Here is a 21,426-nt window from a genome sequence, read left to right as displayed (position 1 = left end):
GTAATGAACAGAACCGACGAACTCCGTACTGCGCGTATCGACAGCCTGGTAACACCGACCGAACTCGCGCAGCGGTATCCTGTATCGTCCTCCGTCGCCAGTCATGTTACCGACTCCCGACGCCGGATAGAAAAGATTTTAAATGGTGAAGATCCACGGCTACTGGTCGTCATTGGCCCCTGTTCGATTCACGATCTGAATGCTGCTATGGAATACGCGACGCAGCTCCAGGCACAACGCCAAAAGCATCAGGCGCGTCTGGAAATCGTCATGCGCACCTATTTTGAAAAACCGCGCACCGTCGTGGGATGGAAAGGCCTGATTTCCGATCCCGACTTGAATGGAAGTTACCGCGTCAATTATGGGCTTGAACTGGCGCGTCGCTTGCTATTGCAGGTGAACGAACTGGGAGTACCGACCGCCACAGAATTTCTTGATATGGTCACTGGCCAGTTTATTGCCGATCTGATCAGTTGGGGAGCGATTGGCGCGCGTACCACCGAAAGCCAAATCCATCGGGAAATGGCTTCTGCGCTCTCTTGTCCGGTCGGCTTTAAAAATGGTACGGATGGCAATACTCGCATTGCCGTTGACGCTATTCGCGCCTCCCGCGCCAGCCATATGTTTCTCTCGCCGGATAAAGACGGACAGATGACCATCTACCAGACGAGTGGCAACCCGTATGGGCACATCATCATGCGCGGCGGTAAAAAACCGAACTACCACGCTGAAGATATTGCCGCCGCCTGCGACACGTTGCATGAATTTGATCTGCCGGAACATCTGGTCGTCGACTTCAGCCACGGCAACTGTCAAAAACAGCATCGCCGCCAGTTGGAGGTATGTGATGATATTTGCCAGCAGATTCGTAATGGCTCCACGGCAATTGCCGGGATTATGGCCGAGAGTTTTTTACGGGAAGGCACGCAAAAAATTATCAGCGGTCAACCATTAATCTATGGTCAGTCCATTACCGATCCCTGCCTGAACTGGGAAGATACGGAAGTTCTGTTGGAAAAACTGGCCGCGGCGGTAGATAGCCGCTTTTAATAGCTCGCCCATCCTGCCGGGATGGGCGTTTCTTCGATGCTTTACCCGCCCTTTTCTCTCCCCGCGCGTATATCACTCCACAGAATTAGCACTTGCTGTCATCGCATTAATTATTGATAATAATAATCATTGTGAGTTTGATTATTAATAAATAACATGTCGCGTATGGATAACACCGAGCTGCCTCACCCTAAGGAAATAGACAATGAAACGCTTCTCCCTGCTGCTGAACGGCGCGTCAACAGTCAGGCGCTATTAGGTCCGGACGGCAAAGTCATTATCGATCACAACGGTCAGGAGTATCTGTTGCGCAAAACTCAGGCCGGTAAGCTACTGTTAACCAAATAGCGCTCCGCCAGCAAACGATACTGCTGGCATCAGGCTAACTTGAACAACTGACCTCCAGCCGCTTTCCCCACTCCGGTGGTCGGCTGGCATAGTCATCATCTCGATCGGTAAAAGGTTGACGTAAAACTTCATGCAACCGATGCAGTTCCGCCATATCTCCCTGTTCAGCCGCATCTATCGCGCGTTGCGCCAGCCAGTTCCGCAACACAATCGCAGGATTCACGCGTTGCATCTGCTGCTGGCGCAGCGCGTCATCCACCGCCTCTGTGCGCAATCGCGCCCGGTAGCGGTCGAACCAGGCATCGAACGCCGTGCGATCGATAAACGTATCCCGCAACGGCGAGGAAGCGCTCTGTTGCTCCGTATGGCTTAACATCCGAAATGTACGGGTATAATCACTCCCTTCGCGCGCCATCAGACTAAACAATTCATTCAGTAAAGCGTTATCGTCTTTTTGCTCGGTAAAGAAGCCCAGCTTCTGGCGCATTCGCTGCCCATAGTGCGTTAACAACGCGTCCTGGTAACGATCCAGCGCTCTGTTTAACGCGTCGATCTCAATAAAAGGGGTTAGCGTCTGCGCCAGACGTTGTAAATTCCACAGCGTCACCGACGGTTGATTATCGAAGCGGTAACGTCCCTGATGATCGGAATGGTTACCAATGAAGCCGGGATCGTAGTCATCGAGAAAACCAAAGGGGCCATAGTCGATGGTCAGCCCCAGAATCGACATGTTATCCGTATTCATAACGCCGTGCGAAAAACCGACGGTTTGCCACTCGGCGATAAGTCTTCCGGTACGCGCCGCCACCTCTTCAAACCACAAAGCATATTTTTCCGGGACATCCTGCCATTGCGGCCAGTAATGACGAATAGCGAAATCAGCCAGTTGCTGAACTTTTTCCGGCTCACGGCGGTAATAGAAATGTTCGAAATGACCAAAACGCATATGACTTTGCGCCAGACGCATTAACATGGCGCCCGTTTCCTGCGTCTCTCGCTGAACCGGCGTATCGCTGGCTACGATAGATAACACGCGCGTAGTGGGAATACCCAGATAATGCATGGCTTCGCTGGCAAGACTTTCTCGTATGGTTGAACGCAGGACGGCGCGTCCATCCCCCATTCGCGAATAGGGTGTTAATCCGGCGCCTTTCAGATGCCAGTCGAGGGTCGAGCCATCCGCCAGGAGCTGTTCGCCCAGCAAAATACCGCGTCCGTCGCCGAGTTGTCCCGCCCAGACGCCGAACTGATGCCCGCTATATACCTGCGCGACAGGTGACATACCGGGTAATAAGGTTTCGCCGCCCCAAACGCCAGCGCCATTGGTAGCGTCAAATAACGAAGCGGGAATGGCTAGCTGCTGCGCCAGTTCGTCGTTATACCAAATCAGTCGCGCATTTTTTAACGGTGTGGGTAAAAGCGCGGTATACGTTGCTGGCAGTTCATCGCGCCAACGGGCAGTAAAAGACAGGGTCATAGGGCCTCCTGTCTTCAGTGTAGACGGTTAATCACCGGTTAAACACCGGCAAACAGAAAGGTTATCGCTGAACGAGTTTAATGAGCTGGCTTACTGGCACCGGAGGCCATAGTCCGCCCTGGAATGCGCTAAACCCCAATGGCGCTGCGCGCGCAAACATCGCCTCAGTATCAATACCGGCAATCATCAGCGACTCGCAGCTGGAGGAGAGCTGGGCAACGATAGCGTGCATGAATGGTTCGAATGAGATCATTTCAGCTCGCTGCTGAATAAAATTTTTATCCAACATGACTCGTTTGAAAAGCCCATCGAAAATAGCTTTAGTCGACGCCTCGCCTGCCCCAAAATTTGCCAGCATTAATGGGAAATGCATTGCCAGATTAGCTAACGTTTCATTGTTTTTGCCCTGGTTTAACCCAGGATAATTCTCATTTATAGCTAATTCAAGAAACGGAAAGCGCGCTGCCCGGGAAAAAAGTTCGCTATCTAATAATAATAAGTCACTAATTGCAGGCGGTAAATTAAGCCATGCAATAAGTTTATGCTGAATAAAAAAGTGCTGACAGGTTTCTAACAACGCCAGTTTTTCAACAAACAGACAGTATTGTTCCTCCACCGAAAGGCGAGGCGCTACCAACTCAGTCGGCATCCGCACGGCGCCGTCTTCAGCGGCAAACGTTGCAATAATCTCTAAACCAACAAGCCGAGCGTTTTCATCCATGACGGGAAGGAAAAAGAGTTCGGAATGGTAAAGCTCATCAAGTGAAGCAATCATTACGCCAGTCCCATGGTTAGGGCGCTATTCGCCATCCAGTCACTACGGACGGAAACAGACGTAACTTCAGATACTAATTGAAGCGTCATCATTTTTCTTGTTTACCGGTAAACCGGTTCCTTTTTTTAACTTACTCTGATTATAAACCAATATCCAATGTTGTACTTTTAACAGGGCGTGAGCACGCCCGTTTTTAATAAAAGTACGTTTGTAAATGCTACGGTTATATCATTATATATGATGACAACAGATGTCATAAGTTCAACCGACGGTATGTTAAAAATAGACTATAAAATTTATATCGTCTGCGAGGTTAAATTCGCCGTGCCTGCCAGAAGTTTTTTCGCCAGTACACATTATCCAGCGATGAACGCATCACGCCACGACTGGTAGAGGCATGAATAAACTCATTATTTGTATCGTAAATACCAACATGTAAACCACTTTCGCCCGAACCGGTTTTAAAGAAAACCAAATCTCCAGGCAGCAATTCATCTTTATCGATTCTGGTGCCGATTTTTGATTGTTCACGCGTATCACGAGGCAACTGCAAATCAAACTTGTCGCGCATAGTGACTACCACAAAGCCGGAACAGTCCACGCCTCTGCGACTCATGCCGCCGTAACGGTATGGCGTACCGCGCCAGGACTGCAACTGATCGTTCAGACCCGCAATGACGGTAATGGAGTCTGATAATCTGGCGTTTGGCGCCGGTGCCCGATGAGTACTGCATCCTGCCAGGAACAATGCTGTGATAACAAGAAGCCAAAAACGCATGCCGCAACAATCCTCTGTTTTTATTTTGGTATTAATTTAGCGTCGAAATTACCTGCTTTTCAAGAAACGATTTTACTTAAGTGGCCGAAATGAGCATTGGATGCCCCTCAACGTCGAGTCGTCGAAAGCGCAGACCGTAGGCTTGCGCCAGATAAGAGGGGATGAGCACCTCTTCCCGGCGGCCGCAGGCAATGAGTTTACCGCGCTTTAGTAACCAGGCTTTATGCGCATGGCGCAGCGTGTGGTTCAGATCGTGGCTACTCATCACAATCGCGATTCCTGCCTGACACAAATGATGTAATACCCGATCCAAAGCGTTTTGTTGCGCAACATCGAGACTGTTCATCGGCTCATCAAGCAGCAATAATTGACCGACCGGATTAGCGTCGGGATGAATTTGTAGTACAACGGCAGCAAGGCGAACACGTTGCCACTCGCCACCGGAAAGCTGATTCACGCTTCGCCCCAGTTTGTCGCCCAATCCAAGCATATCGGCCACCTCGTTAAGCTGCCCGGTTCGCGTTTTATCCGGTTGATGCAATGTCAGGTAATGCCAGACCGGCATGGCGAACGGCGGATTTTGCTGTTGCGCAAGATAAGCGCGGTGTTGGGCAAGCGTTGCCGTCGCCCATGCCTCCAGCGGCGCTCCGCCAAACCTGATGCTCCCCTCGCCTGAGGTTAACCCCGCCATACGCGCCAGCAACGTGCTTTTTCCGGCGCCGTTCGGCCCGACAAGGTGAAGGATCTCTCCTGCGCTTACTTCGCCGGAAAGCGGCCCCAGGCGGGTGCTCTCGGCGACGTCCTTTAATTGCATCAATTGAGACATTATTTTGCCAACGCGATTTTTATGCTTTCCATCACAATAGGATCTTCAGGCGTCATATCCGGCGAAAAACGCTGTACTACCTGACCATCCCGGCCTACCAAAAATTTTTCAAAATTCCACAGAATATCATCCGGATAGAGTGGCGTACGCCCTTTGCTTACCATCCGTTCGTAAAAGCCGCTCTTCTCCGGCGCGACTGCCGTTGGCGCAGCGGCTATCAGTTTTTGATACAGCGGATGGCGCGCGTCGCCATTCACATCAATTTTACTGAACATCGGGAACGTGACGCCCCAGGTGCTGGCACAATAGGTTTTAATCTCCTCTTCGCTGCCTGGCTCCTGCCCCATAAACTGGTTGCAGGGAAAACCCAACACGACAAACCCCTGATCTGCCCACGCCTTCTGGATATTTTCCAGCTGTTCATATTGCGGCGTCAGGCCACATCTGGAGGCGACATTTACAATGAGCAGCACTTTTCCAGCGTATTTTTCAAGTGTAGTGACCTCTCCATCAATCGTCGTAACGTGAGTATTAAGAAGCGAGTTTTGCATGGTGTCTCCCTGATGTCGGTAGAATAGCGGGTTTCATCGTTAGCCTTTAATCATAGACTGCGAATGATGAAAGCAGTTGTTTACCGATGCGCTAACGCGCGGATTTGAGCAGCAGCCAGATAAACACTGGTGCCCCCAATGTGGCGGTGACCACCCCGATAGGCAGTTCAGCCGACGCCAGCGCCAGTCGGGCGACCACATCAGCCAATAGCAGGGCGATAGCCCCGGCCAACGCACAGCCGGGAAGTAAAACCCGGTGATCGGTTAAACCACATAAGCGCAGGATGTGCGGAATAACCAGACCGATAAAACCAATCGCCCCCGCCATCGCCACGCTGACGCCCACCATCCAGCCGGTGGCGACGACCAACAAATTGCGCCAGAACCACAGCGGCAGGCCAAGCTGCCGCGCCGAGGTTTCCCCTAGCGCCAGCATATTCAGCGGTTGCGACTGGCAACATATCCAGATCAGTACCGGGATGAGCGCAATCATTAGCCAGCTCTGCTGCCAGTCAACGCCGCCGAATCCTCCCATCATCCAGTACATTAATTGCCGCAGATCGAAAGAGGTGGAAAAATAGATAGCCCACGTCATCAGCGCGCTACAGATAATGCCCAGCGCGACGCCCGCCAACAACAAGCGGCTGGTAGAGAGATGGCGGCGCGCAAAACGCAGCAGGATTAACGTAATAATGAGCGCGCCGGCTATAGCGCACAGTCCCAGCGCCCATCCAGGCAGTTGCCCCTGCCCCAGTAAGACGGCGGCAATAAGCCCAACACCGGCCCCATTCGAAACGCCGAGCAGGCCCGGTTCAGCAAGTGGGTTTTCAAACAGCGCCTGCATCACAGCGCCCGATAGCGCCAGCGCAGCGCCAACCAGCAATACCGCAAGCGTGCGGGGAAGACGAATTTGCCAGACAAACAGTTCTCCCCGGGCGCTTAACCAGTCACCGGGGGCAATCCACTGTTCGCCTGCGCATAAGCTCAGAAATGTAGCCAGTAGCACCAGCAGTGACAGGCTCAGAAGCCAGCGAACGTTTCGTCGCTGTTGTTGGCGGGCAAAAGTCAGCATGTTATCCATTCAGCTGAAAAGAGGTAGCGTGATTTTACGGTGGGTATCCTTTACTTGAAAGAAAAAAGGCCGCAATGCGGCCTTTTTAGTTATACGAGTCATCTTTCAGGCTAACAGATACGCTGTCATCCCGCTGATCTACTTTCGGGATGGCAGCGTATCTGCCGCAATACACCCTGATGGATGTTATGCCTGGATCTGATTACTCTTCTTTGGGCGAAGCGTTCTCGACCCGGCTCTTTAACTTCTGCCCGGGTCTGAAGGTCACCACGCGCCGTGCTGTAATAGGAATATCTTCACCCGTTTTCGGGTTACGCCCCGGACGTTGATTTTTATCACGCAGATCGAAGTTACCAAAACCAGAGAGTTTCACCTGCTCACCGTTTTCCAGAGCACGACGGATCTCTTCGAAAAACAGTTCAACCAGTTCTTTGGCATCCCGCTTGCTAAGCCCAAGCTTATCAAACAGATATTCTGACATTTCAGCTTTTGTAAGCGCCATAGGTTCAATCCCTCAATGATGCCTGGAATCGCTCTTTTAATGCCTCTACACATTTGGCGACGGTAGCGGCAATCTCCTCTTCTTCGAGTGTACGGTTGGTATCCTGAAGGATCAGGCTGATAGCGAGGCTCTTATAACCCTCCGCAACACCCTTACCGCGGTACACGTCAAATAAGTTTACGCCAACTACCTGATTTACGCCAACTTTCTTACATTCGGATAAAATATCCGCTGCGGGAACGTTTTCTGCAACAACAACCGCAATATCGCGACGGTTGGCCGGGAAGCGTGAAATCTCCCGCGCCTGCGGCACGATACGGTCTGCGAGCTTATTCCATTCCAGTTCAAACACCAGCGTACGACCATTCAGATCCAGTTTACGTTCCAGTTCAGGGTGAACAACCCCAATAAAACCAATACGTTCATCTTTCAGATAAATCGCCGCAGACTGTCCCGGATGCAGAGCCGGATTCATCTCCGCCTTAAACTGGATATCACCCAGTTTGCCGGTTAAATCCAGTACTGCTTCCAGATCGCCTTTCAAATCATAGAAATCAACGGTCTCTTTTGCCAGGTTCCAGTGCTCATCATAGCGGTTGCCGCAAATCACGCCAGCCAGCATCAGATCCTGTCGAATACCCAGATTGGCTTGTGTATCCGGAACGAAACGTAAACCGGTTTCAAAAATACGCACGCGATTCTGCTGGCGGTTTTGGTTATAGACCACCGTCGTCAGCAATCCGCTCCACAGAGACAGACGCATCGCCGACATCTCAACGGAGATAGGGTTTGGCAGCAGCAGCGCTTCTGCGCCTGGATGGATAAGCTGTTGTACTTTAGGATCGACAAAGCTATAGGTAATCACTTCCTGATAGCCTTTGTCGTTCAGCATGGTTTTAACCCGCTTCAACGACAGATCGGCTTCACGGTGCGTCCCCATGATTAAACCGGCCTGGATTGGCTCGTCCGGAATATTGTTATAACCGTAAACGCGGGCCACCTCTTCCACCAGATCTTCTTCAATCTCCATATCGAAACGCCAGGTCGGCGCCACGGCTTTCCACTCGTCCTGCCCTTCGGTCACTTCACAGCCCAGACGACGCAGAATATCACTGACCTGCTCATCCGCAATATGATGCCCGATCAGGCGATCCAGTTTACTGCGACGCAGCGTAATGGTGGCGCGTTTCGGCAACGTTGCTTCGTTGCTCACATCAATTATCGGACCCGCATCACCGCCACAGATATCAAGAAGCAGACGAGTAGCGCGCTCTATCGCTTTATATTGCAGCGCCGGGTCTACCCCGCGCTCGTAGCGGTGAGACGCATCGGTATGCAGACCGTGGCGGCGAGCGCGACCGGTGATAGACAGCGGATTAAAGTACGCACATTCCAGCAGCACATTTTGCGTTTCGCCGTTCACGCCGGAATGTTCGCCGCCAAAAATACCGGCTATCCCCAGCGCCTTATGGTGATCGGCGATCACCAGCGTGTCCGCATTTAACGTCGCTTCGCTACCGTCCAGCAGGACGACGGTTTCACCCTCTTTTGCCATCCGCACGACAATACCGCCATCAATGCGATCTTTATCGAAAGCATGCATTGGCTGACCCAGTTCGAGCAGCACATAGTTCGTGACGTCAACCACCGCATCGATGGAGCGAATACCGCAGCGACGCAGTTTCTCTTTCATCCACAGCGGCGTCGGCGCGTTAACATTGATGCCTTTTACCACCCGGCCAAGATAGCGTGGACACGCATCAGCGGCCTCTACCGTAATCGGCAGCGTATCGCTGATGGTTGCCGCAACCGGCGCCATTTCAGGCTCCTGGAGCGGCGCTTTGTTCAGTACCGCCACATCACGCGCAACGCCGATGATACCTAAGCAATCCGCACGGTTTGGCGTGACGCTAATTTCGATGGTATTGTCGTCGAGCTTCAGGTATTCACGGATATCGGTACCCAGCGGCGCATCCGCCGGCAGTTCGATAATGCCGCTGTGATCGTCGGAAATCCCCAGTTCGGAGAAGGAGCACAGCATCCCTTCAGACGGTTCGCCGCGCAGTTTTGCCGCTTTAATTTTGAAATCGCCCGGCAGAATAGCGCCAATGGTGGCCACCGCTACTTTCAGCCCCTGACGACAGTTTGGCGCGCCGCAGACGATATCCAACAGGCGTTCTCCGCCAACGTTGACTTTCGTTACACGCAATTTGTCAGCGTTCGGATGCTGGGCGCACTCAACCACTTCCCCAACCACAACGCCATTGAAGCTTCCCGCGACCGGCTCAACGCCGTCTACTTCCAGGCCAGCCATCGTAATCTGGTTAGCCAACGCATCGCTATCAATTGCCGGGTTAACCCACTCGCGTAACCACAGTTCGCTGAATTTCATTGTTTTATCCTGCCTTTATTTAAACTGTTTGAGGAAACGCAGATCGTTTTCGAAGAATGAACGCAGGTCGGTGACGCCGTAACGCAACATGGTCAGACGTTCCATCCCCATACCAAAAGCGAAGCCAGAATAGATTTCCGGATCGATACCGACATTACGCAGCACATTCGGATGCACCATCCCGCAGCCCAGCACTTCCAGCCATTTGCCGTTTTTACCCATCACATCCACTTCTGCAGAAGGTTCGGTAAACGGAAAATAAGAAGGACGGAAGCGAATCTGCAGATCCTCCTCAAAGAAATTACGCAGGAAGTCGTGCAGCGTACCTTTGAGGTTGGTGAAGCTGATGTTGGTATCAACAATCAGACCTTCCATCTGATGGAACATCGGAGTATGCGTCTGGTCGTAGTCATTACGGTATACACGGCCCGGCGCAATAATACGGATCGGCGGTTGCTGCGCTTTCATCGTCCGGATCTGGACGCCAGACGTCTGGGTCCGCAGCAGACGGGTCGCGTCAAACCAGAAGGTATCATGATCGGCGCGGGCCGGATGATGACCCGGAATGTTTAACGCATCGAAGTTATGGTAGTCATCTTCGATTTCCGGGCCAGTCGCCACGGTAAAACCAAGCTCACCGAAGAAACTTTCAATACGGTCAATGGTACGCGTGACCGGATGCAGACCACCGTTCTCAATACGGCGCCCCGGCAGGGAGATATCAATGGTTTCAGCGGCCAGACGGGCGTTAAGCGCTGCGCTTTCCAGCTCGGCTTTACGCGCGTTAAGCGCCTGTTGTACCTGCTCTTTCGCGGCGTTAATGACTGCCCCGGCTGCCGGACGCTCTTCCGGCGGCAGATCGCGTAGGGTCGTCATCTGAAGGGTTAAATGCCCTTTCTTGCCCAAATATTCGACGCGTACATTGTCTAACGCGGCAACATCTGACGCCTGGTTAATGGCGGCCGCTGCATTGGCAACCAGCTCTGCGAGATGTGACATGGTTTTCCTCATTGTGTCGGTGAAGACACCGGTTCATTGGACGTAATCTCTCGATTTCAGATACAAAAAAAGCCTCCATCAGGAGGCTTTTTTGCGCTGTTTTTCGTTTCGTTTTTCACGCGCTAGCCTCCTGGGATCAGGTGCTAAAGTAAAAAAAGAAACGGAAAATAGCAGCGTTCATGCTTGCGTTACCTTATGTGGTAAAACCGAATATCCTTTATTGAAAAGGGTTACAGGTCAATTGTCAACTCACTGAACAGTAAATAAAAGAGAGGGAGCCAGGCTCCCTCTTTTCACTGGCTTATGCCAGAGCTGCTTTCGCTTTTTCAACCAGTGCGGTGAACGCGACTTTGTCGAATACGGCGATATCAGCCAGGATCTTACGGTCGATTTCAACAGAGGCTTTTTTCAGGCCGTTGATGAATTTGCTGTAAGAAATACCGTTCTGACGTGCTGCTGCGTTGATACGCGCAATCCACAGTTGACGGAACTGACGCTTACGTTGACGACGGTCACGGTAAGCATACTGACCAGCTTTGATAACTGCCTGGAAGGCAACGCGGTATACGCGAGAACGCGCACCGTAGTAGCCTTTGGCTTGTTTCAAAATTTTCTTGTGACGTGCGCGTGCAATTACACCACGTTTTACGCGAGCCATATGTGCTCTCCTGTATCTATTCTAATTAAAAAGTTAAAAACGTTAACGGCTTATGCGTACGGCAGGCACGCGATAACCAGGCCCAGATCGCCTTTAGAAACCATGGCTTTCGGACGCAGGTGACGTTTACGTTTAGTCGCTTTTTTGGTCAGAATGTGACGCAGGTTAGCGTGCTTGTGCTTAAAACCACCTTTACCGGTTTTTTTGAAGCGCTTAGCAGCACCGCGTACGGTCTTAATTTTTGGCATTTTAATAACTTCCACTTCGCATTGTTAATAAACGAAACATAGGCGAACAAAACCTGTGAAGCCCGAAGGCTTCACAGAATTGTTACTTGAAGGCCTTACTGTTTCTTCTTAGGAGCAAGCACCATGATCATCTGACGGCCTTCGATCTTCGTTGGGAAGGATTCGACCACTGCCAGTTCTTGCAAATCGTCTTTCACGCGATTAAGCACTTCCATACCGATTTGCTGGTGGGCCATTTCACGACCGCGGAAACGCAGCGTGATTTTGGCCTTATCGCCCTCTTCGAGAAAGCGAATCAGGCTGCGGAGTTTTACCTGATAGTCGCCTTCATCTGTCCCAGGACGGAATTTAATTTCCTTCACCTGGATAACTTTTTGCTTTTTCTTCTGTTCCTTAGAAGACTTACTCTTTTCATAGAGGAATTTGCCGTAATCCATTATACGACAAACCGGCGGCTCGGCGTTAGGGCTGATTTCGACTAAGTCTACTCCGGCTTCTTCAGCTTTTTCCAGAGCTTCTCTCAGACTCACAATACCAAGCTGCTCGCCTTCCAGACCTGTTAAGCGAACTTCTTGCGCGCGAATTTCGCTATTAATACGATTCGGACGCGCCGTTTGAACTCGTTTTCCGCCTTTAATACTTTATTCCTCCAGTTGTTGAAGACTGCGGCTGCGAATCTCTTGTTGCAGCTTCTCAATCACGTCATTTACGTCCAGACTGCCCAGGTCTTTACCGCGGCGGGTGCGAACGGCAACTTTGCCTGCTTCCACCTCTTTATCACCACAGACCAACATATAAGGGACACGACGTAAAGTGTGCTCGCGGATTTTAAAGCCAATCTTCTCATTTCTCAAGTCTGCTTTTACACGAATGCCCGCATTTTGTAGTTTCTGCGTCAATTCGTTAACGTATTCAGACTGCGAATCGGTAATATTCATCACGACTACCTGAACAGGCGCGAGCCATGTCGGGAAGAAACCAGCGAACTCTTCGGTCAGGATACCGATGAAGCGTTCCATCGACCCAAGAATCGCACGGTGAATCATTACCGGCACCTTACGCTCGTTGTCTTCACCTACATAGGAGGCGCTCAGACGAGACGGTAAGGAGAAGTCCAGCTGTACTGTACCGCACTGCCATGCACGATCGAGGCAGTCATATAAGGTAAATTCAATTTTCGGACCGTAGAATGCGCCTTCACCCAGTTGATACTCAAACGGGATATTATTTTCTTCCAGCGCAACCGCCAGATCCGCCTCAGCACGATCCCACATCTCATCGCTGCCGATACGCTTGTCAGGACGAGTGGAAAGCTTGACGACGATCTTCTCGAAGCCAAAGGTGCTGTACATATCGTAGACCATACGAATACAAGCGTTAACTTCATCGCGGATCTGCTCTTCGGTGCAGAAGATATGCGCATCATCCTGCGTAAAGCCGCGTACGCGCATCAGACCATGCAGCGCGCCTGATGGCTCGTTACGGTGGCAGCTACCGAATTCCGCCATACGCAGCGGCAAATCACGATAGGATTTCAGACCCTGGTTAAAGATCTGAACGTGGCCCGGGCAGTTCATCGGCTTGATGCAATATTCGCGGTTTTCTGAGGACGTGGTGAACATCGCATCTTTATAGTTGTCCCAGTGCCCGGTTTTTTCCCACAGCACACGGTCCATCATGAACGGGCCTTTAACTTCTTGATACTGGTACTCTTTGAGTTTAGAACGAACAAAGACCTCCAGCTCGCGGAAGATAGTCCAGCCGTCGTTATGCCAGAACACCATGCCCGGCGCTTCTTCCTGCATATGATACAGGTCGAGCTGCTTACCAATTTTACGGTGGTCGCGTTTTGCGGCCTCTTCCAGGCGCTGCAGATAAGCGTTCAGGGCTTTTTTATCTGCCCATGCCGTACCGTAAATACGCTGCAACATCTTATTATTGCTGTCACCACGCCAGTATGCGCCGGCAGTTTTCATCAGTTTAAAGTGATGGCAGAAACGCATATTCGGCACGTGCGGACCACGACACATGTCGACATATTCTTCATGATGGTACAAACCAGGCTTGTCATCATGAGCAATGTTTTCATCAAGAATGGAAACTTTGTAGCTTTCACCACGCTTCACGAAGGTTTCACGCGCTTCGTGCCAGCTGACTTTCTTCTTGATAACGTCGTAATTTTTCTCGGCGAGCTCATGCATCCGCTTTTCGAGCGCTTCGACATCTTCCTGAGTTAACGTGCGGTCAAGATCAACGTCATAGTAAAAACCGTTGTCGACAACCGGGCCGATCGCCATTTTCGTGTGCGGCCAAAGTTGCTTGATTGCGTGACCTAACAGATGCGCGCAAGAGTGACGAATGATCTCCAGACCCTCTTCATCTTTTGCGGTGATGATGGAAAGCGTCGCATCATTTTCAATCAGATCGGAAGCATCAACCAGCTCGCCATTCACACGGCCCGCAATGGTGGCTTTCGCCAGGCCAGGACCAATGTCCAGAGCAACATCCATCGGGCTTACAGGGTGGTCATAATGGCGTTGGCTGCCATCAGGAAGAGTAATAACAGGCATGTAATATCCTTATTTGCAGTGGTGACCCATACGCAAGATCACATACAAAGAGAAAATGAATTTATTGACAGTGAGTTGTGTATCCATCTAGCCAACCATTGCTAAATTGGCGCACAACCTTCGACACAGACGAAAATCGCTATTTTCGTCCGGCATGACGATGGTAACACTAAAAAAAGGGAGATTGCATCTTTCTGTTCTACAGAACCTGAATCCCAACACACTACCCAGCACGCGTATCGTTAATGATGTACATGGTCACTCTGAGTCTCGACTTACTGCCACCGTATGAGTCATTCACATCAGATAGCTTTTTACGACGACCGCTATCTATTATTCTCCAGATGGGGACCTGGCAGCATGCGATAACGCACAATACGAAACCCACTTTCCAAAGCACATACCAGCAAAGAGCCATTACATGCTGCTATGAAGCTTCTATAACTAGCAACGTCTCCCTTATGATGCCGTACTTGTAATTCGTCTGTGTTGCTTGAAGTATGTCGCGGCACGATGTGAGATGAGTTACTCGTCAAGTGATAGCCCTTTCTCTGTATAGTCTTTTACAGAACTAGGGAACCTCATGATGAACCTTTGAATACCACTGTATATAAACGCAGTAACAATCATGCGTAATTATCAAAAGCATTTACATTGCTTGATGTTTGTGCTGCAAACGCTTGATAGCTTCATGCTATCGGAGGCGCAGTAGATAGGAGTGTTAATGAGTGTTAATATGTCAATAACACGGTTTTGATATCGGGAAGATAGTGATGAGTAATGATTATAGACTACCAGATTCAGAATATCTTGCCAGAAGATTTTCCGTACCACACCTTGTTTGCCTGATGGCAATATTATTAATATTTTTAATACTAAGCATTTTTTCTAAAGGCTCTATATGCTTATAATTTCATACATTGTATTATGCTTATTATTTATAGTTTATCTCTATACTCTTTCCGTAAGAATTGAGGGAAAAATAATAAACGTAATGGTCCCATACCTGATAATAACAGTGCCTACACTGTACGTGTTTGAAGGTATATTTGTATACCTCTCAGAGGTGCGGAAGTATACAGTGGAATATTTGTTTTTCTATACTTGCTATATAACATACATAGCATCATTTGTTATTTCTTATCTTTACACACAAAGAAAACCCATATACAACAAATCAAACACAAAAAATAAACCAAGGTATGTGTTTACTTCATTGTTATTCACCCTCCTTGCTTTTATCATTTACCTTCCAGTGTTGATGGAGTTCAGAGAGTACATACTTAGCCCAAGAAGAATATACGAATTAACCAGAACAGGGTATGGTATATACTTCTATCCTTCATTAATGTTTTCTCTTGTCGCTTCTATTTGCGCGTTCTTTACATACAAAAAATCAAAGTTATTTTGTATTTCCATAGTTTTATTTAACTGTATACTTATTTTCTTGCATGGTAACAAAGGACCAATATTTAGTATATTTATAGCATTCATCCTTTATCTTTCATATATTGAAAATAAAAAAATTAAATTTATGTTCCTGGTGAAATCGTTTGCTGTTATAGCAGTCATTGTAACGGCATTCTTTGCATATACGTTTACTGATGGGAATCCGATAGAAAATATGGCGAATTACTCGGATTATACCCGTAATGCTGTTCTTGTTGCTTCCTCAAACTTTGACTTTATGTATGGAAAATTACTAATGGAGAGCGAGGTTTACTCGAGGATTCCGAGGGCTATTTGGCCTGATAAGCCTGAAGATTTTGGCGCATTGTATCTGGCAAAAGTATTTTTCCCTGATGCATTCTACAGAAATCAGGGCGCTCCTGCTTTCGGGTATGGTGAACTATACGCAGATTTCGGGCTTTTTACACCAGTTTGGTTAGTTATATCTGGAGTATTTAAAGGCGTCCTGGCTAAGTATTTCTCCAATAAAACTCAGGAAACAAAGTCAGCACATTATTTCATAATGTTCCTATTTTGCATTGGAATAAGTGTGATTCCTGTTAGCATGGGATGGTTGTTCCCTGAGCATTTGATGATTGCCTTTATGGTATACATTGCATCTTCCTTTATTTTTTCAGCGCATATAAGATTCGTTTTACTAAGAAGCGATAAATAAGTTATACGGCGGCAATGCCGCCGTTTTATTTAGTTTTGAAGCGTAAATCTTGTTGGGTTTGCTGAACAGCATTACCAACGTAAATTACTTTTGATGCATTCATGATAGTGCTTGAGTTTCCTAATAATGATTTATGAATAGCCCCTCAATTATGTATTTCTCGCCGCCGGTTATTATTAGTCCTGCCGCTACTCCCCCCTAATCCACATCTACTCATATGCGGATCATCCCGAGATTATCACCGTAATATAATCTACCATTGATACCAATAAACGCTGTGTTATGAATGACAGTTCCCTGCTTAAGTTAGATTAGGTACACACATCTTACGGCACGAAAGGGATCAATGTGAAACAGTATGAAACATATATATGCGTTATTACCAGTAATGACGCGGAACTGGTGAAACAGGTTTAAACGAACGTGAATGGATGTGAATGAAGGATAGTACTTATACGCAAGATCACATACAAAGAGAAAATGAATTTATTGACAGTGAGTTGTGTATCCATCTAGCCAACCATTGCTAAATTGGCGCACAACCTTCGACACAGGCGAAAATCGCTATTTTCGTCCGGCATGACGATGGTAACACTAAAAAAAGGGAGATTGCATCACTCTGTAGCAAATCAAGACCCTTGACAGGATTTCTCCGTTATCTTTCTACGCGCCGTATAGCGCTTCTCATCGACAACCTAACTTCTGCGCCAGACTCCCCTTTGTTGTTTTCACCTCGCTGGCTACCGCTTCAGGCAAGGCAGACCACAGCGTCAGCACTGGCTTCGTTTTATGTTCGATAGCGTCCACGGTAACCTGATAGTCGCAAAAATTCGCCGAACGGGGCGTATTCTGATCCATAATAAACGCAGCGTAATTTCCTTCACTTTTTGACGGCGCCGTTCCGGTGAATAAAACCTTCCAGTACCCGCTGGGAATTTCTACCGTCGCATCTTCTGGCAATGTGGCGATATGCCGCTCAAAAAGGGGGCCGGTCACTACGTGCACTACAGATACATCAGCCTGTTTGGCAAGTTCGCGCACCCGGTTTTCCAGTGCAGCCCATGCTCCCTGATTCAGGGCGGATTTCTGCGGCGTAATATTCGATAAATAATTTAACGACGGCCAGTCCGATACGCCGCCCAATCCTGCCAACGGCGCCTGGTGTCCCCTATCGACTTTTAATAGCGTATGGGCATTTTTATAGGCGGAAGGGGCCAACGTATCCGAGGGCGGTAAATCGGGGTCCTGCGCCCAGTTCCGCGGGCGACCGCTTGCCTGGCTGGTCTTTGTCACGCTATAGGCAACCCAGTTGGCAAATTTCGTGGCGCTATTATTATTGAGCGTATAGACATGGCGATAGATTGTTTGTTGACTTCCTCCTTGAGGACAGCCAACGCTACAGTTATCAGGTTGCTGAACGAGTACGTTACGATGGGGTAACTCGGGTGCCGATGTTGTATCCTGGGGAGGATACGATGTAGTACATGCGCTTAATAATACTACGGGCAGTAATTTTAGCAGATTAATGGTCTTATTCACTTTTGCTTCCTTAATAATAACCGCCCTAATAATTCAGATAGTAATAATTTGGTTATATTACCCTACCAGCCGTTAGATACTCTCATCATTAAAGACAACACTATCACGGTAAAAATTAATAACAGATAAACATCGAAGTCATCATAGAAAATGAGCTCAAAAGAATACAACGTGATATTCATGTTGATACCAAAAAACATCGTATTATATGCATAATCGTGAAGCCAATAATTTCTCGCACTCAGATAGCGAATGAAAAATGGATATTCAATAATATCTGACGCATTTTTTTCAACACCATTTTTCAACATTAAGGCAACGTATCCTCTCAATGACTCGCTGCTGGCAGGAGTTTAGTTATATTTAAAGGTTTAATAAGCACTGCGCATCATGCTGCTGTGCTTATTACTTTGTAAAAATAAGAGTATTCACTTTCATATTCAGGGGTAAAAAGTGAACAAATACAGCTATTGCGCAACGATGATTGCCGCCATACTCAGTACGACCACAATGGCCAATGCCAGTAGCCTTGCTATTTCAGTGGCGAATGATGATGCAGGTATATTTCAACCATCCTTAAATGCCCTTTATGGGCACAAGGCTGCAGACCGGGGTGATTATACTGCCGGGCTCTTTTTAGGCTACAGCCACGATCTCACTGACGCCAGTCAACTCTCTTTTCATATCGCGCAAGATATTTATTCTCCATCAGGCGCTAACAAGAGAAAGCCTGAAGCCGTCAAAGGCGACCGCGCGTTCAGCGCCTTTCTTCATACCGGACTGGAGTGGAATTCATTAGCCACCAATTGGTTACGTTATCGTTTAGGTACCGATATCGGCGTTATTGGTCCTGACGCAGGTGGTCAGGAGGTTCAGAATCGGGCGCATCGAATAATAGGCGCAGAAAAATACCCTGCCTGGCAGGATCAAATTGAAAACCGTTATGGTTATACGGCCAAAGGAATGGTGTCCCTTACGCCAGCTATTGATATTCTGGGCGTCAATGTGGGCTTCTATCCAGAAGTCTCTGCTGTCGGCGGCAATCTCTTCCAGTATTTAGGGTACGGCGCAACCGTTGCGCTGGGAAATGATAAGACCTTCAACTCTGATAATGGGTTTGGGTTACTGTCCCGCCGAGGGTTAATACACACTCAAAAAGAGAGATTGATCTATAAGGTATTTGCTGGCGTTGAGCGCAGGGAAGTTGATAAAAACTACACGTTACAGGGGAAAACGCTGCAAACAAAAATGGAAACGGTGGATATTAATAAAACCGTGGATGAATATCGCGTCGGTGCCACCATCGGCTATTCTCCCGTCGCATTTTCTCTTTCTTTAAACAAAGTCACGTCGGAATTTCGCACCGGAGACGACTATTCTTATATCAACGGCGACATCACCTTCTTCTTCTGAGGCGTCACCACGGAATAACCGGGTTACGTAATGTAACCCGGTACAATATTACATCTTATAGCCCAGCGTTACCGTAGTGCGGCGATCGGTATGTTCAGGCGCTGATTCAGGCGGCTGCGAGTTCCACGTTAAATTATACCCCACCTTTAGACCAAAATGTTCGTTAATGGCGACATTGAGGGCTGTTTCCGAATTTAGTGTGGTGTCTTCTGCGCCAAATACTGACACCCCCTGTGTAAACTTAGCATTGTCAGTTAACTGCCAGGCATAGCTGCCGGAAGCATAACCCAACGGCTGCGTTTCAGTGGTATCGTCCGTATGTTCGTCATAGCGAACCCCTGGACCGAATTCAAAACGGAAGCTGTGCACTGGACCATTAAGGAACTGCCGCCCGTAACCGGCGGTCAGTACGTCGCGCTGACGATAACCGTTGAAACGGTCTGTCAGCCAACTGGCCTGGCCAAAGGTATAATCATAATCCGTCATATTAAAACGGTTACGCGCGCCTACCGCATATTTTTCTGAAGAGCGTTCATCATTAGAGGAGGTATTGCTGGCATTGCCCCATAATGACCAGGCGGTACGTTGTCCATACCAGGTCATCGCCGTGTCAGCCGTTAAGGAAGAACTTTTAGTATTGCCTGACTGAGCAAGGTAGCCCGCATTCAGATTACCTTCAAAAGGTTTTTTCGCGGTGGAGGGATCATCCATGACAGTAAAAACGGAATCATCGGCGGCGGCATACAGAGACGCGAACACGCCACCCGCCAGCATAACTACAGCGGGTACTGCCTTCAAAAGCTTCATTTATATAGAGTCCGTACAACTAAAAAAGAGACCACGACGGTCCCGGAAACTTTCATAGGGATCAATGACAAACGCCCCTGGAAAGGTAGCGAATTATAAGAAGCCCCGAATAACATAGCAATCAATTACTATTTCATTTTTTGAATAAGAACCCTCCCGAAGCATTCATTTATTTATATAACTTTACATCGTACTTCTTTAAATAAAGATCCGGAAAATCATATTGTTAATTCCTTCACTTTCCGGGGATTAAGTGCCAGACTGAAATCAGCCTAACAGGAGGTAACGATGGTACGTATCTATACGTTGACGCTTGCGCCCTCTCTCGATAGCGCAACAATCACGCCGCAAATTTATCCCGAAGGTAAACTGCGGTGCTCCGCGCCGGTATTCGAACCCGGCGGCGGGGGTATTAATGTCGCTCGCGCCATTGCGCATCTTGGCGGCGCCGCGACCGCAATTTTCCCGGCTGGCGGCGCTACCGGCGAACATCTGGTCGCACTACTGGCTGACGAAAATGTCCCCGTGTCTACCGTCGATGCGAAAGACTGGACGCGTCAGAACCTGCACGTCCACGTCGAGTCCAGCGGCGAACAGTATCGTTTTGTTATGCCCGGCGCCACGCTGGACGATGACGAATTTCGCCAGCTTGAAGAACAGGTACTGGAAATTGAATCCGGGGCAATTCTGGTTATCAGCGGCAGCCTTCCGCCCGGCGTTAAGGTCGAGAAACTCACGCAACTGATTTCCGCCGCGCAGAAGCAAGGCATTCGCTGCATTATTGATAGCTCTGGCGACGCGCTCACCGCCGCGCTGGCGCTTGGCGATATCGAACTGGTGAAACCGAACCTGAAAGAATTGAGCGCGTTGGTTAATCGCGATCTGACGCAACCTGATGATGTGCGTAAAGCGGCCCAGGAATTAGTGCAAAGCGGCAAGGCTCGCCGGGTAGTGGTCTCTCTGGGGCCGCAAGGGGCACTGGGCATAGACAGTGAGAATTGCATCCAGGTTGTTCCTCCCCCGGTGAAAAGTCAAAGTACTGTTGGCGCAGGCGACAGTATGGTAGGCGCGATGACGTTAAAACTGGCGCAAGACGCGCCGCTGGAAGAGATGGTGCGCTTCGGTGTGGCGGCAGGCAGCGCTGCTACGCTCAATCAAGGTACGCGTCTGTGTTCTCGTGACGATACCCAAAAAATATACGCCTATCTTTCCGCGCAATAATCGTTTCCCCCTCGCCGAGGGGGAAACCGGAAAATCGGTTAACGGGCGGCGCATCCGCCGCTGTTAAAAACACAG

21 protein-coding genes, 2 pseudogenes and 1 other annotated feature are annotated in these 21,426 nt (G+C 49.1%); of the genes and pseudogenes, 5 read left to right on the top strand and 18 right to left on the bottom strand.

The features are described from left to right. Window positions 1-3 precede the first annotated feature (3 nt). Both aroH and hemP read left to right on the top strand, forming a co-directional pair. Window positions 4-1,050: a 3-deoxy-7-phosphoheptulonate synthase AroH gene (aroH, locus tag ACLJRE_RS05580; RefSeq protein WP_001082196.1), complete on the top strand. Its 1,047-nt coding sequence runs from the start codon at window positions 4-6 to the stop codon at window positions 1,048-1,050. Window positions 1,051-1,206: 156 nt separating this feature from the next. After that, window positions 1,207-1,398: a hemin uptake protein HemP gene (gene hemP, locus ACLJRE_RS05575; protein ID WP_000089115.1), complete on the top strand. Its 192-nt coding sequence runs from the start codon at window positions 1,207-1,209 to the stop codon at window positions 1,396-1,398. Window positions 1,399-1,432: 34 nt separating this feature from the next. Here hemP and selO read toward each other — a convergent pair whose 3' ends face one another. The 14 genes from selO to thrS form a co-directional block, all read right to left on the bottom strand. Then, window positions 1,433-2,875, bottom strand: coding sequence for a protein adenylyltransferase SelO (gene selO / locus ACLJRE_RS05570; protein ID WP_023212240.1), 1,443 nt, complete (start codon window positions 2,873-2,875; stop codon window positions 1,433-1,435). 61 nt (window positions 2,876-2,936) lie between these two features. Beyond that, window positions 2,937-3,650, bottom strand: coding sequence for an anti-FlhDC factor YdiV (gene ydiV, locus ACLJRE_RS05565; protein WP_000562007.1), 714 nt, complete (start codon window positions 3,648-3,650; stop codon window positions 2,937-2,939). A 313-nt stretch (window positions 3,651-3,963) separates the two neighbouring features. Then, window positions 3,964-4,428 (bottom strand): C40 family peptidase, encoded by a 465-nt coding sequence (locus ACLJRE_RS05560; protein ID WP_001213256.1) that lies wholly within the window; start codon window positions 4,426-4,428, stop codon window positions 3,964-3,966. Between the two features lie 76 nt (window positions 4,429-4,504). After that, a complete protein-coding gene (btuD, locus tag ACLJRE_RS05555) occupies window positions 4,505-5,254 on the bottom strand; it encodes a vitamin B12 ABC transporter ATP-binding protein BtuD (protein ID WP_410957333.1) in 750 nt (249 codons plus the stop codon). Further along, window positions 5,254-5,805, bottom strand: coding sequence for a glutathione peroxidase (locus ACLJRE_RS05550; RefSeq protein ID WP_001181565.1), 552 nt, complete (start codon window positions 5,803-5,805; stop codon window positions 5,254-5,256). The genes btuD and ACLJRE_RS05550 overlap by 1 nt, the downstream gene beginning before the upstream one ends. 91 nt (window positions 5,806-5,896) lie before the next feature. After that, window positions 5,897-6,877: a vitamin B12 ABC transporter permease BtuC gene (gene btuC / locus ACLJRE_RS05545; protein WP_000954977.1), complete on the bottom strand. Its 981-nt coding sequence runs from the start codon at window positions 6,875-6,877 to the stop codon at window positions 5,897-5,899. Window positions 6,878-7,079: 202 nt separating this feature from the next. Beyond that, window positions 7,080-7,379, bottom strand: a complete 300-nt coding sequence (gene ihfA / locus ACLJRE_RS05540; protein ID WP_001229266.1) for an integration host factor subunit alpha — start codon at window positions 7,377-7,379, stop codon at window positions 7,080-7,082. A 4-nt stretch (window positions 7,380-7,383) separates the two neighbouring features. Continuing rightward, the gene (gene pheT / locus ACLJRE_RS05535; RefSeq protein ID WP_000672395.1) at window positions 7,384-9,771 is read right to left on the bottom strand and encodes a phenylalanine--tRNA ligase subunit beta; all 2,388 of its coding nucleotides are present in this window, start codon (window positions 9,769-9,771) and stop codon (window positions 7,384-7,386) included. A 15-nt stretch (window positions 9,772-9,786) separates the two neighbouring features. After that, window positions 9,787-10,770, bottom strand: coding sequence for a phenylalanine--tRNA ligase subunit alpha (gene pheS, locus ACLJRE_RS05530; RefSeq protein WP_000018570.1), 984 nt, complete (start codon window positions 10,768-10,770; stop codon window positions 9,787-9,789). 62 nt (window positions 10,771-10,832) lie between these two features. After that, window positions 10,833-10,956, bottom strand: a sequence feature (Phe leader region). Further along, window positions 10,907-10,951 carry a pheST operon leader peptide PheM gene (gene pheM / locus ACLJRE_RS05525; RefSeq protein WP_001386830.1) on the bottom strand — a complete coding sequence of 15 codons (45 nt, stop codon included), beginning with the start codon at window positions 10,949-10,951 and terminating at the stop codon, window positions 10,907-10,909. (Overlaps the previous feature by 45 nt.) A gap of 115 nt (window positions 10,957-11,071) precedes the next feature. Next, entirely contained in the window at window positions 11,072-11,428 is a 357-nt protein-coding gene (rplT, locus tag ACLJRE_RS05520) for a 50S ribosomal protein L20 (RefSeq protein ID WP_000124850.1), read from the bottom strand. Between the two features lie 50 nt (window positions 11,429-11,478). After that, entirely contained in the window at window positions 11,479-11,676 is a 198-nt protein-coding gene (rpmI, locus tag ACLJRE_RS05515; protein WP_001124225.1) for a 50S ribosomal protein L35, read from the bottom strand. Window positions 11,677-11,771: 95 nt separating this feature from the next. Next, window positions 11,772-12,314, bottom strand: a complete 543-nt coding sequence (gene infC / locus ACLJRE_RS05510) for a translation initiation factor IF-3 (protein WP_001574431.1) — start codon at window positions 12,312-12,314, stop codon at window positions 11,772-11,774. Between the two features lie 3 nt (window positions 12,315-12,317). Continuing rightward, window positions 12,318-14,246, bottom strand: a complete 1,929-nt coding sequence (gene thrS, locus ACLJRE_RS05505) for a threonine--tRNA ligase (protein WP_001144226.1) — start codon at window positions 14,244-14,246, stop codon at window positions 12,318-12,320. Window positions 14,247-15,147: 901 nt separating this feature from the next. On the opposite strand from thrS, the gene rfc reads away from it, so the two are divergent. After that, complete coding sequence (gene rfc, locus ACLJRE_RS05500) at window positions 15,148-16,371, top strand: O-antigen polymerase Rfc (protein ID WP_058108931.1); 1,224 nt, start codon at window positions 15,148-15,150, stop codon at window positions 16,369-16,371. A gap of 306 nt (window positions 16,372-16,677) precedes the next feature. On the opposite strand, the pseudogene ACLJRE_RS05495 reads toward rfc, so the two are convergent. From ACLJRE_RS05495 to ACLJRE_RS05485, 3 genes and pseudogenes are all read right to left on the bottom strand, one after another. Continuing rightward, window positions 16,678-16,883: pseudogene (locus ACLJRE_RS05495) on the bottom strand (hypothetical protein). 172 nt (window positions 16,884-17,055) lie between these two features. Continuing rightward, entirely contained in the window at window positions 17,056-17,910 is an 855-nt protein-coding gene (locus tag ACLJRE_RS05490) for a DNA/RNA non-specific endonuclease (RefSeq protein ID WP_001044092.1), read from the bottom strand. After that, window positions 17,907-18,221, bottom strand: a pseudogene (locus ACLJRE_RS05485) (hypothetical protein). Before ACLJRE_RS05485 ends, ACLJRE_RS05490 begins: the two are co-directional and overlap by 4 nt. Window positions 18,222-18,363: 142 nt before the next feature. On the opposite strand from ACLJRE_RS05485, the gene ACLJRE_RS05480 reads away from it, so the two are divergent. After that, window positions 18,364-19,323: a lipid A deacylase LpxR family protein gene (locus ACLJRE_RS05480; RefSeq protein WP_001046435.1), complete on the top strand. Its 960-nt coding sequence runs from the start codon at window positions 18,364-18,366 to the stop codon at window positions 19,321-19,323. Window positions 19,324-19,371: 48 nt separating this feature from the next. Here the strand turns inward: ACLJRE_RS05480 and ACLJRE_RS05475 are convergent, their stop codons facing one another. Further along, window positions 19,372-20,130, bottom strand: coding sequence for a YdiY family protein (locus ACLJRE_RS05475; RefSeq protein WP_000770981.1), 759 nt, complete (start codon window positions 20,128-20,130; stop codon window positions 19,372-19,374). A gap of 288 nt (window positions 20,131-20,418) precedes the next feature. Here ACLJRE_RS05475 and pfkB point away from each other — a divergent pair, with 288 nt between their 5' ends. Then, a complete protein-coding gene (gene pfkB / locus ACLJRE_RS05470) occupies window positions 20,419-21,351 on the top strand; it encodes a 6-phosphofructokinase II (RefSeq protein WP_023212242.1) in 933 nt (310 codons plus the stop codon). Window positions 21,352-21,426 lie beyond the last annotated feature (75 nt).

Source organism: Salmonella sp. SAL04157, assembly GCF_046551635.1.
Classification (GTDB): Bacteria; Pseudomonadota; Gammaproteobacteria; order Enterobacterales; family Enterobacteriaceae; genus Salmonella; species Salmonella enterica.
Note: the sequence above shows the minus strand (reverse complement) of the source record. Positions and strands in the feature narration are given on the sequence as shown.

Excerpts from the sequence above, each read along its gene's own strand:
- aroH (WP_001082196.1), top strand. The coding sequence starts at position 4 with ATGAACAGAACCGACGAACTCCGTACTGCGCGTATCGACAGCCTGGTA.
- rfc (WP_058108931.1), top strand. The coding sequence starts at position 15,148 with ATGCTTATAATTTCATACATTGTATTATGCTTATTATTTATAGTTTAT.
- pheT (WP_000672395.1), bottom strand. The coding sequence starts at position 9,771 with ATGAAATTCAGCGAACTGTGGTTACGCGAGTGGGTTAACCCGGCAATT.
- pfkB (WP_023212242.1), top strand. The coding sequence starts at position 20,419 with ATGGTACGTATCTATACGTTGACGCTTGCGCCCTCTCTCGATAGCGCA.
- btuC (WP_000954977.1), bottom strand. The coding sequence starts at position 6,877 with ATGCTGACTTTTGCCCGCCAACAACAGCGACGAAACGTTCGCTGGCTT.
- ydiV (WP_000562007.1), bottom strand. The coding sequence starts at position 3,650 with ATGATTGCTTCACTTGATGAGCTTTACCATTCCGAACTCTTTTTCCTT.
- hemP (WP_000089115.1), top strand. The coding sequence starts at position 1,207 with ATGTCGCGTATGGATAACACCGAGCTGCCTCACCCTAAGGAAATAGAC.
- ACLJRE_RS05475 (WP_000770981.1), bottom strand. The coding sequence starts at position 20,130 with ATGAAGCTTTTGAAGGCAGTACCCGCTGTAGTTATGCTGGCGGGTGGC.
- rpmI (WP_001124225.1), bottom strand. The coding sequence starts at position 11,676 with ATGCCAAAAATTAAGACCGTACGCGGTGCTGCTAAGCGCTTCAAAAAA.
- thrS (WP_001144226.1), bottom strand. The coding sequence starts at position 14,246 with ATGCCTGTTATTACTCTTCCTGATGGCAGCCAACGCCATTATGACCAC.
- pheS (WP_000018570.1), bottom strand. The coding sequence starts at position 10,770 with ATGTCACATCTCGCAGAGCTGGTTGCCAATGCAGCGGCCGCCATTAAC.
- rplT (WP_000124850.1), bottom strand. The coding sequence starts at position 11,428 with ATGGCTCGCGTAAAACGTGGTGTAATTGCACGCGCACGTCACAAGAAA.
- selO (WP_023212240.1), bottom strand. The coding sequence starts at position 2,875 with ATGACCCTGTCTTTTACTGCCCGTTGGCGCGATGAACTGCCAGCAACG.
- btuD (WP_410957333.1), bottom strand. The coding sequence starts at position 5,254 with ATGTCTCAATTGATGCAATTAAAGGACGTCGCCGAGAGCACCCGCCTG.
- ACLJRE_RS05560 (WP_001213256.1), bottom strand. The coding sequence starts at position 4,428 with ATGCGTTTTTGGCTTCTTGTTATCACAGCATTGTTCCTGGCAGGATGC.
- ihfA (WP_001229266.1), bottom strand. The coding sequence starts at position 7,379 with ATGGCGCTTACAAAAGCTGAAATGTCAGAATATCTGTTTGATAAGCTT.
- ACLJRE_RS05550 (WP_001181565.1), bottom strand. The coding sequence starts at position 5,805 with ATGCAAAACTCGCTTCTTAATACTCACGTTACGACGATTGATGGAGAG.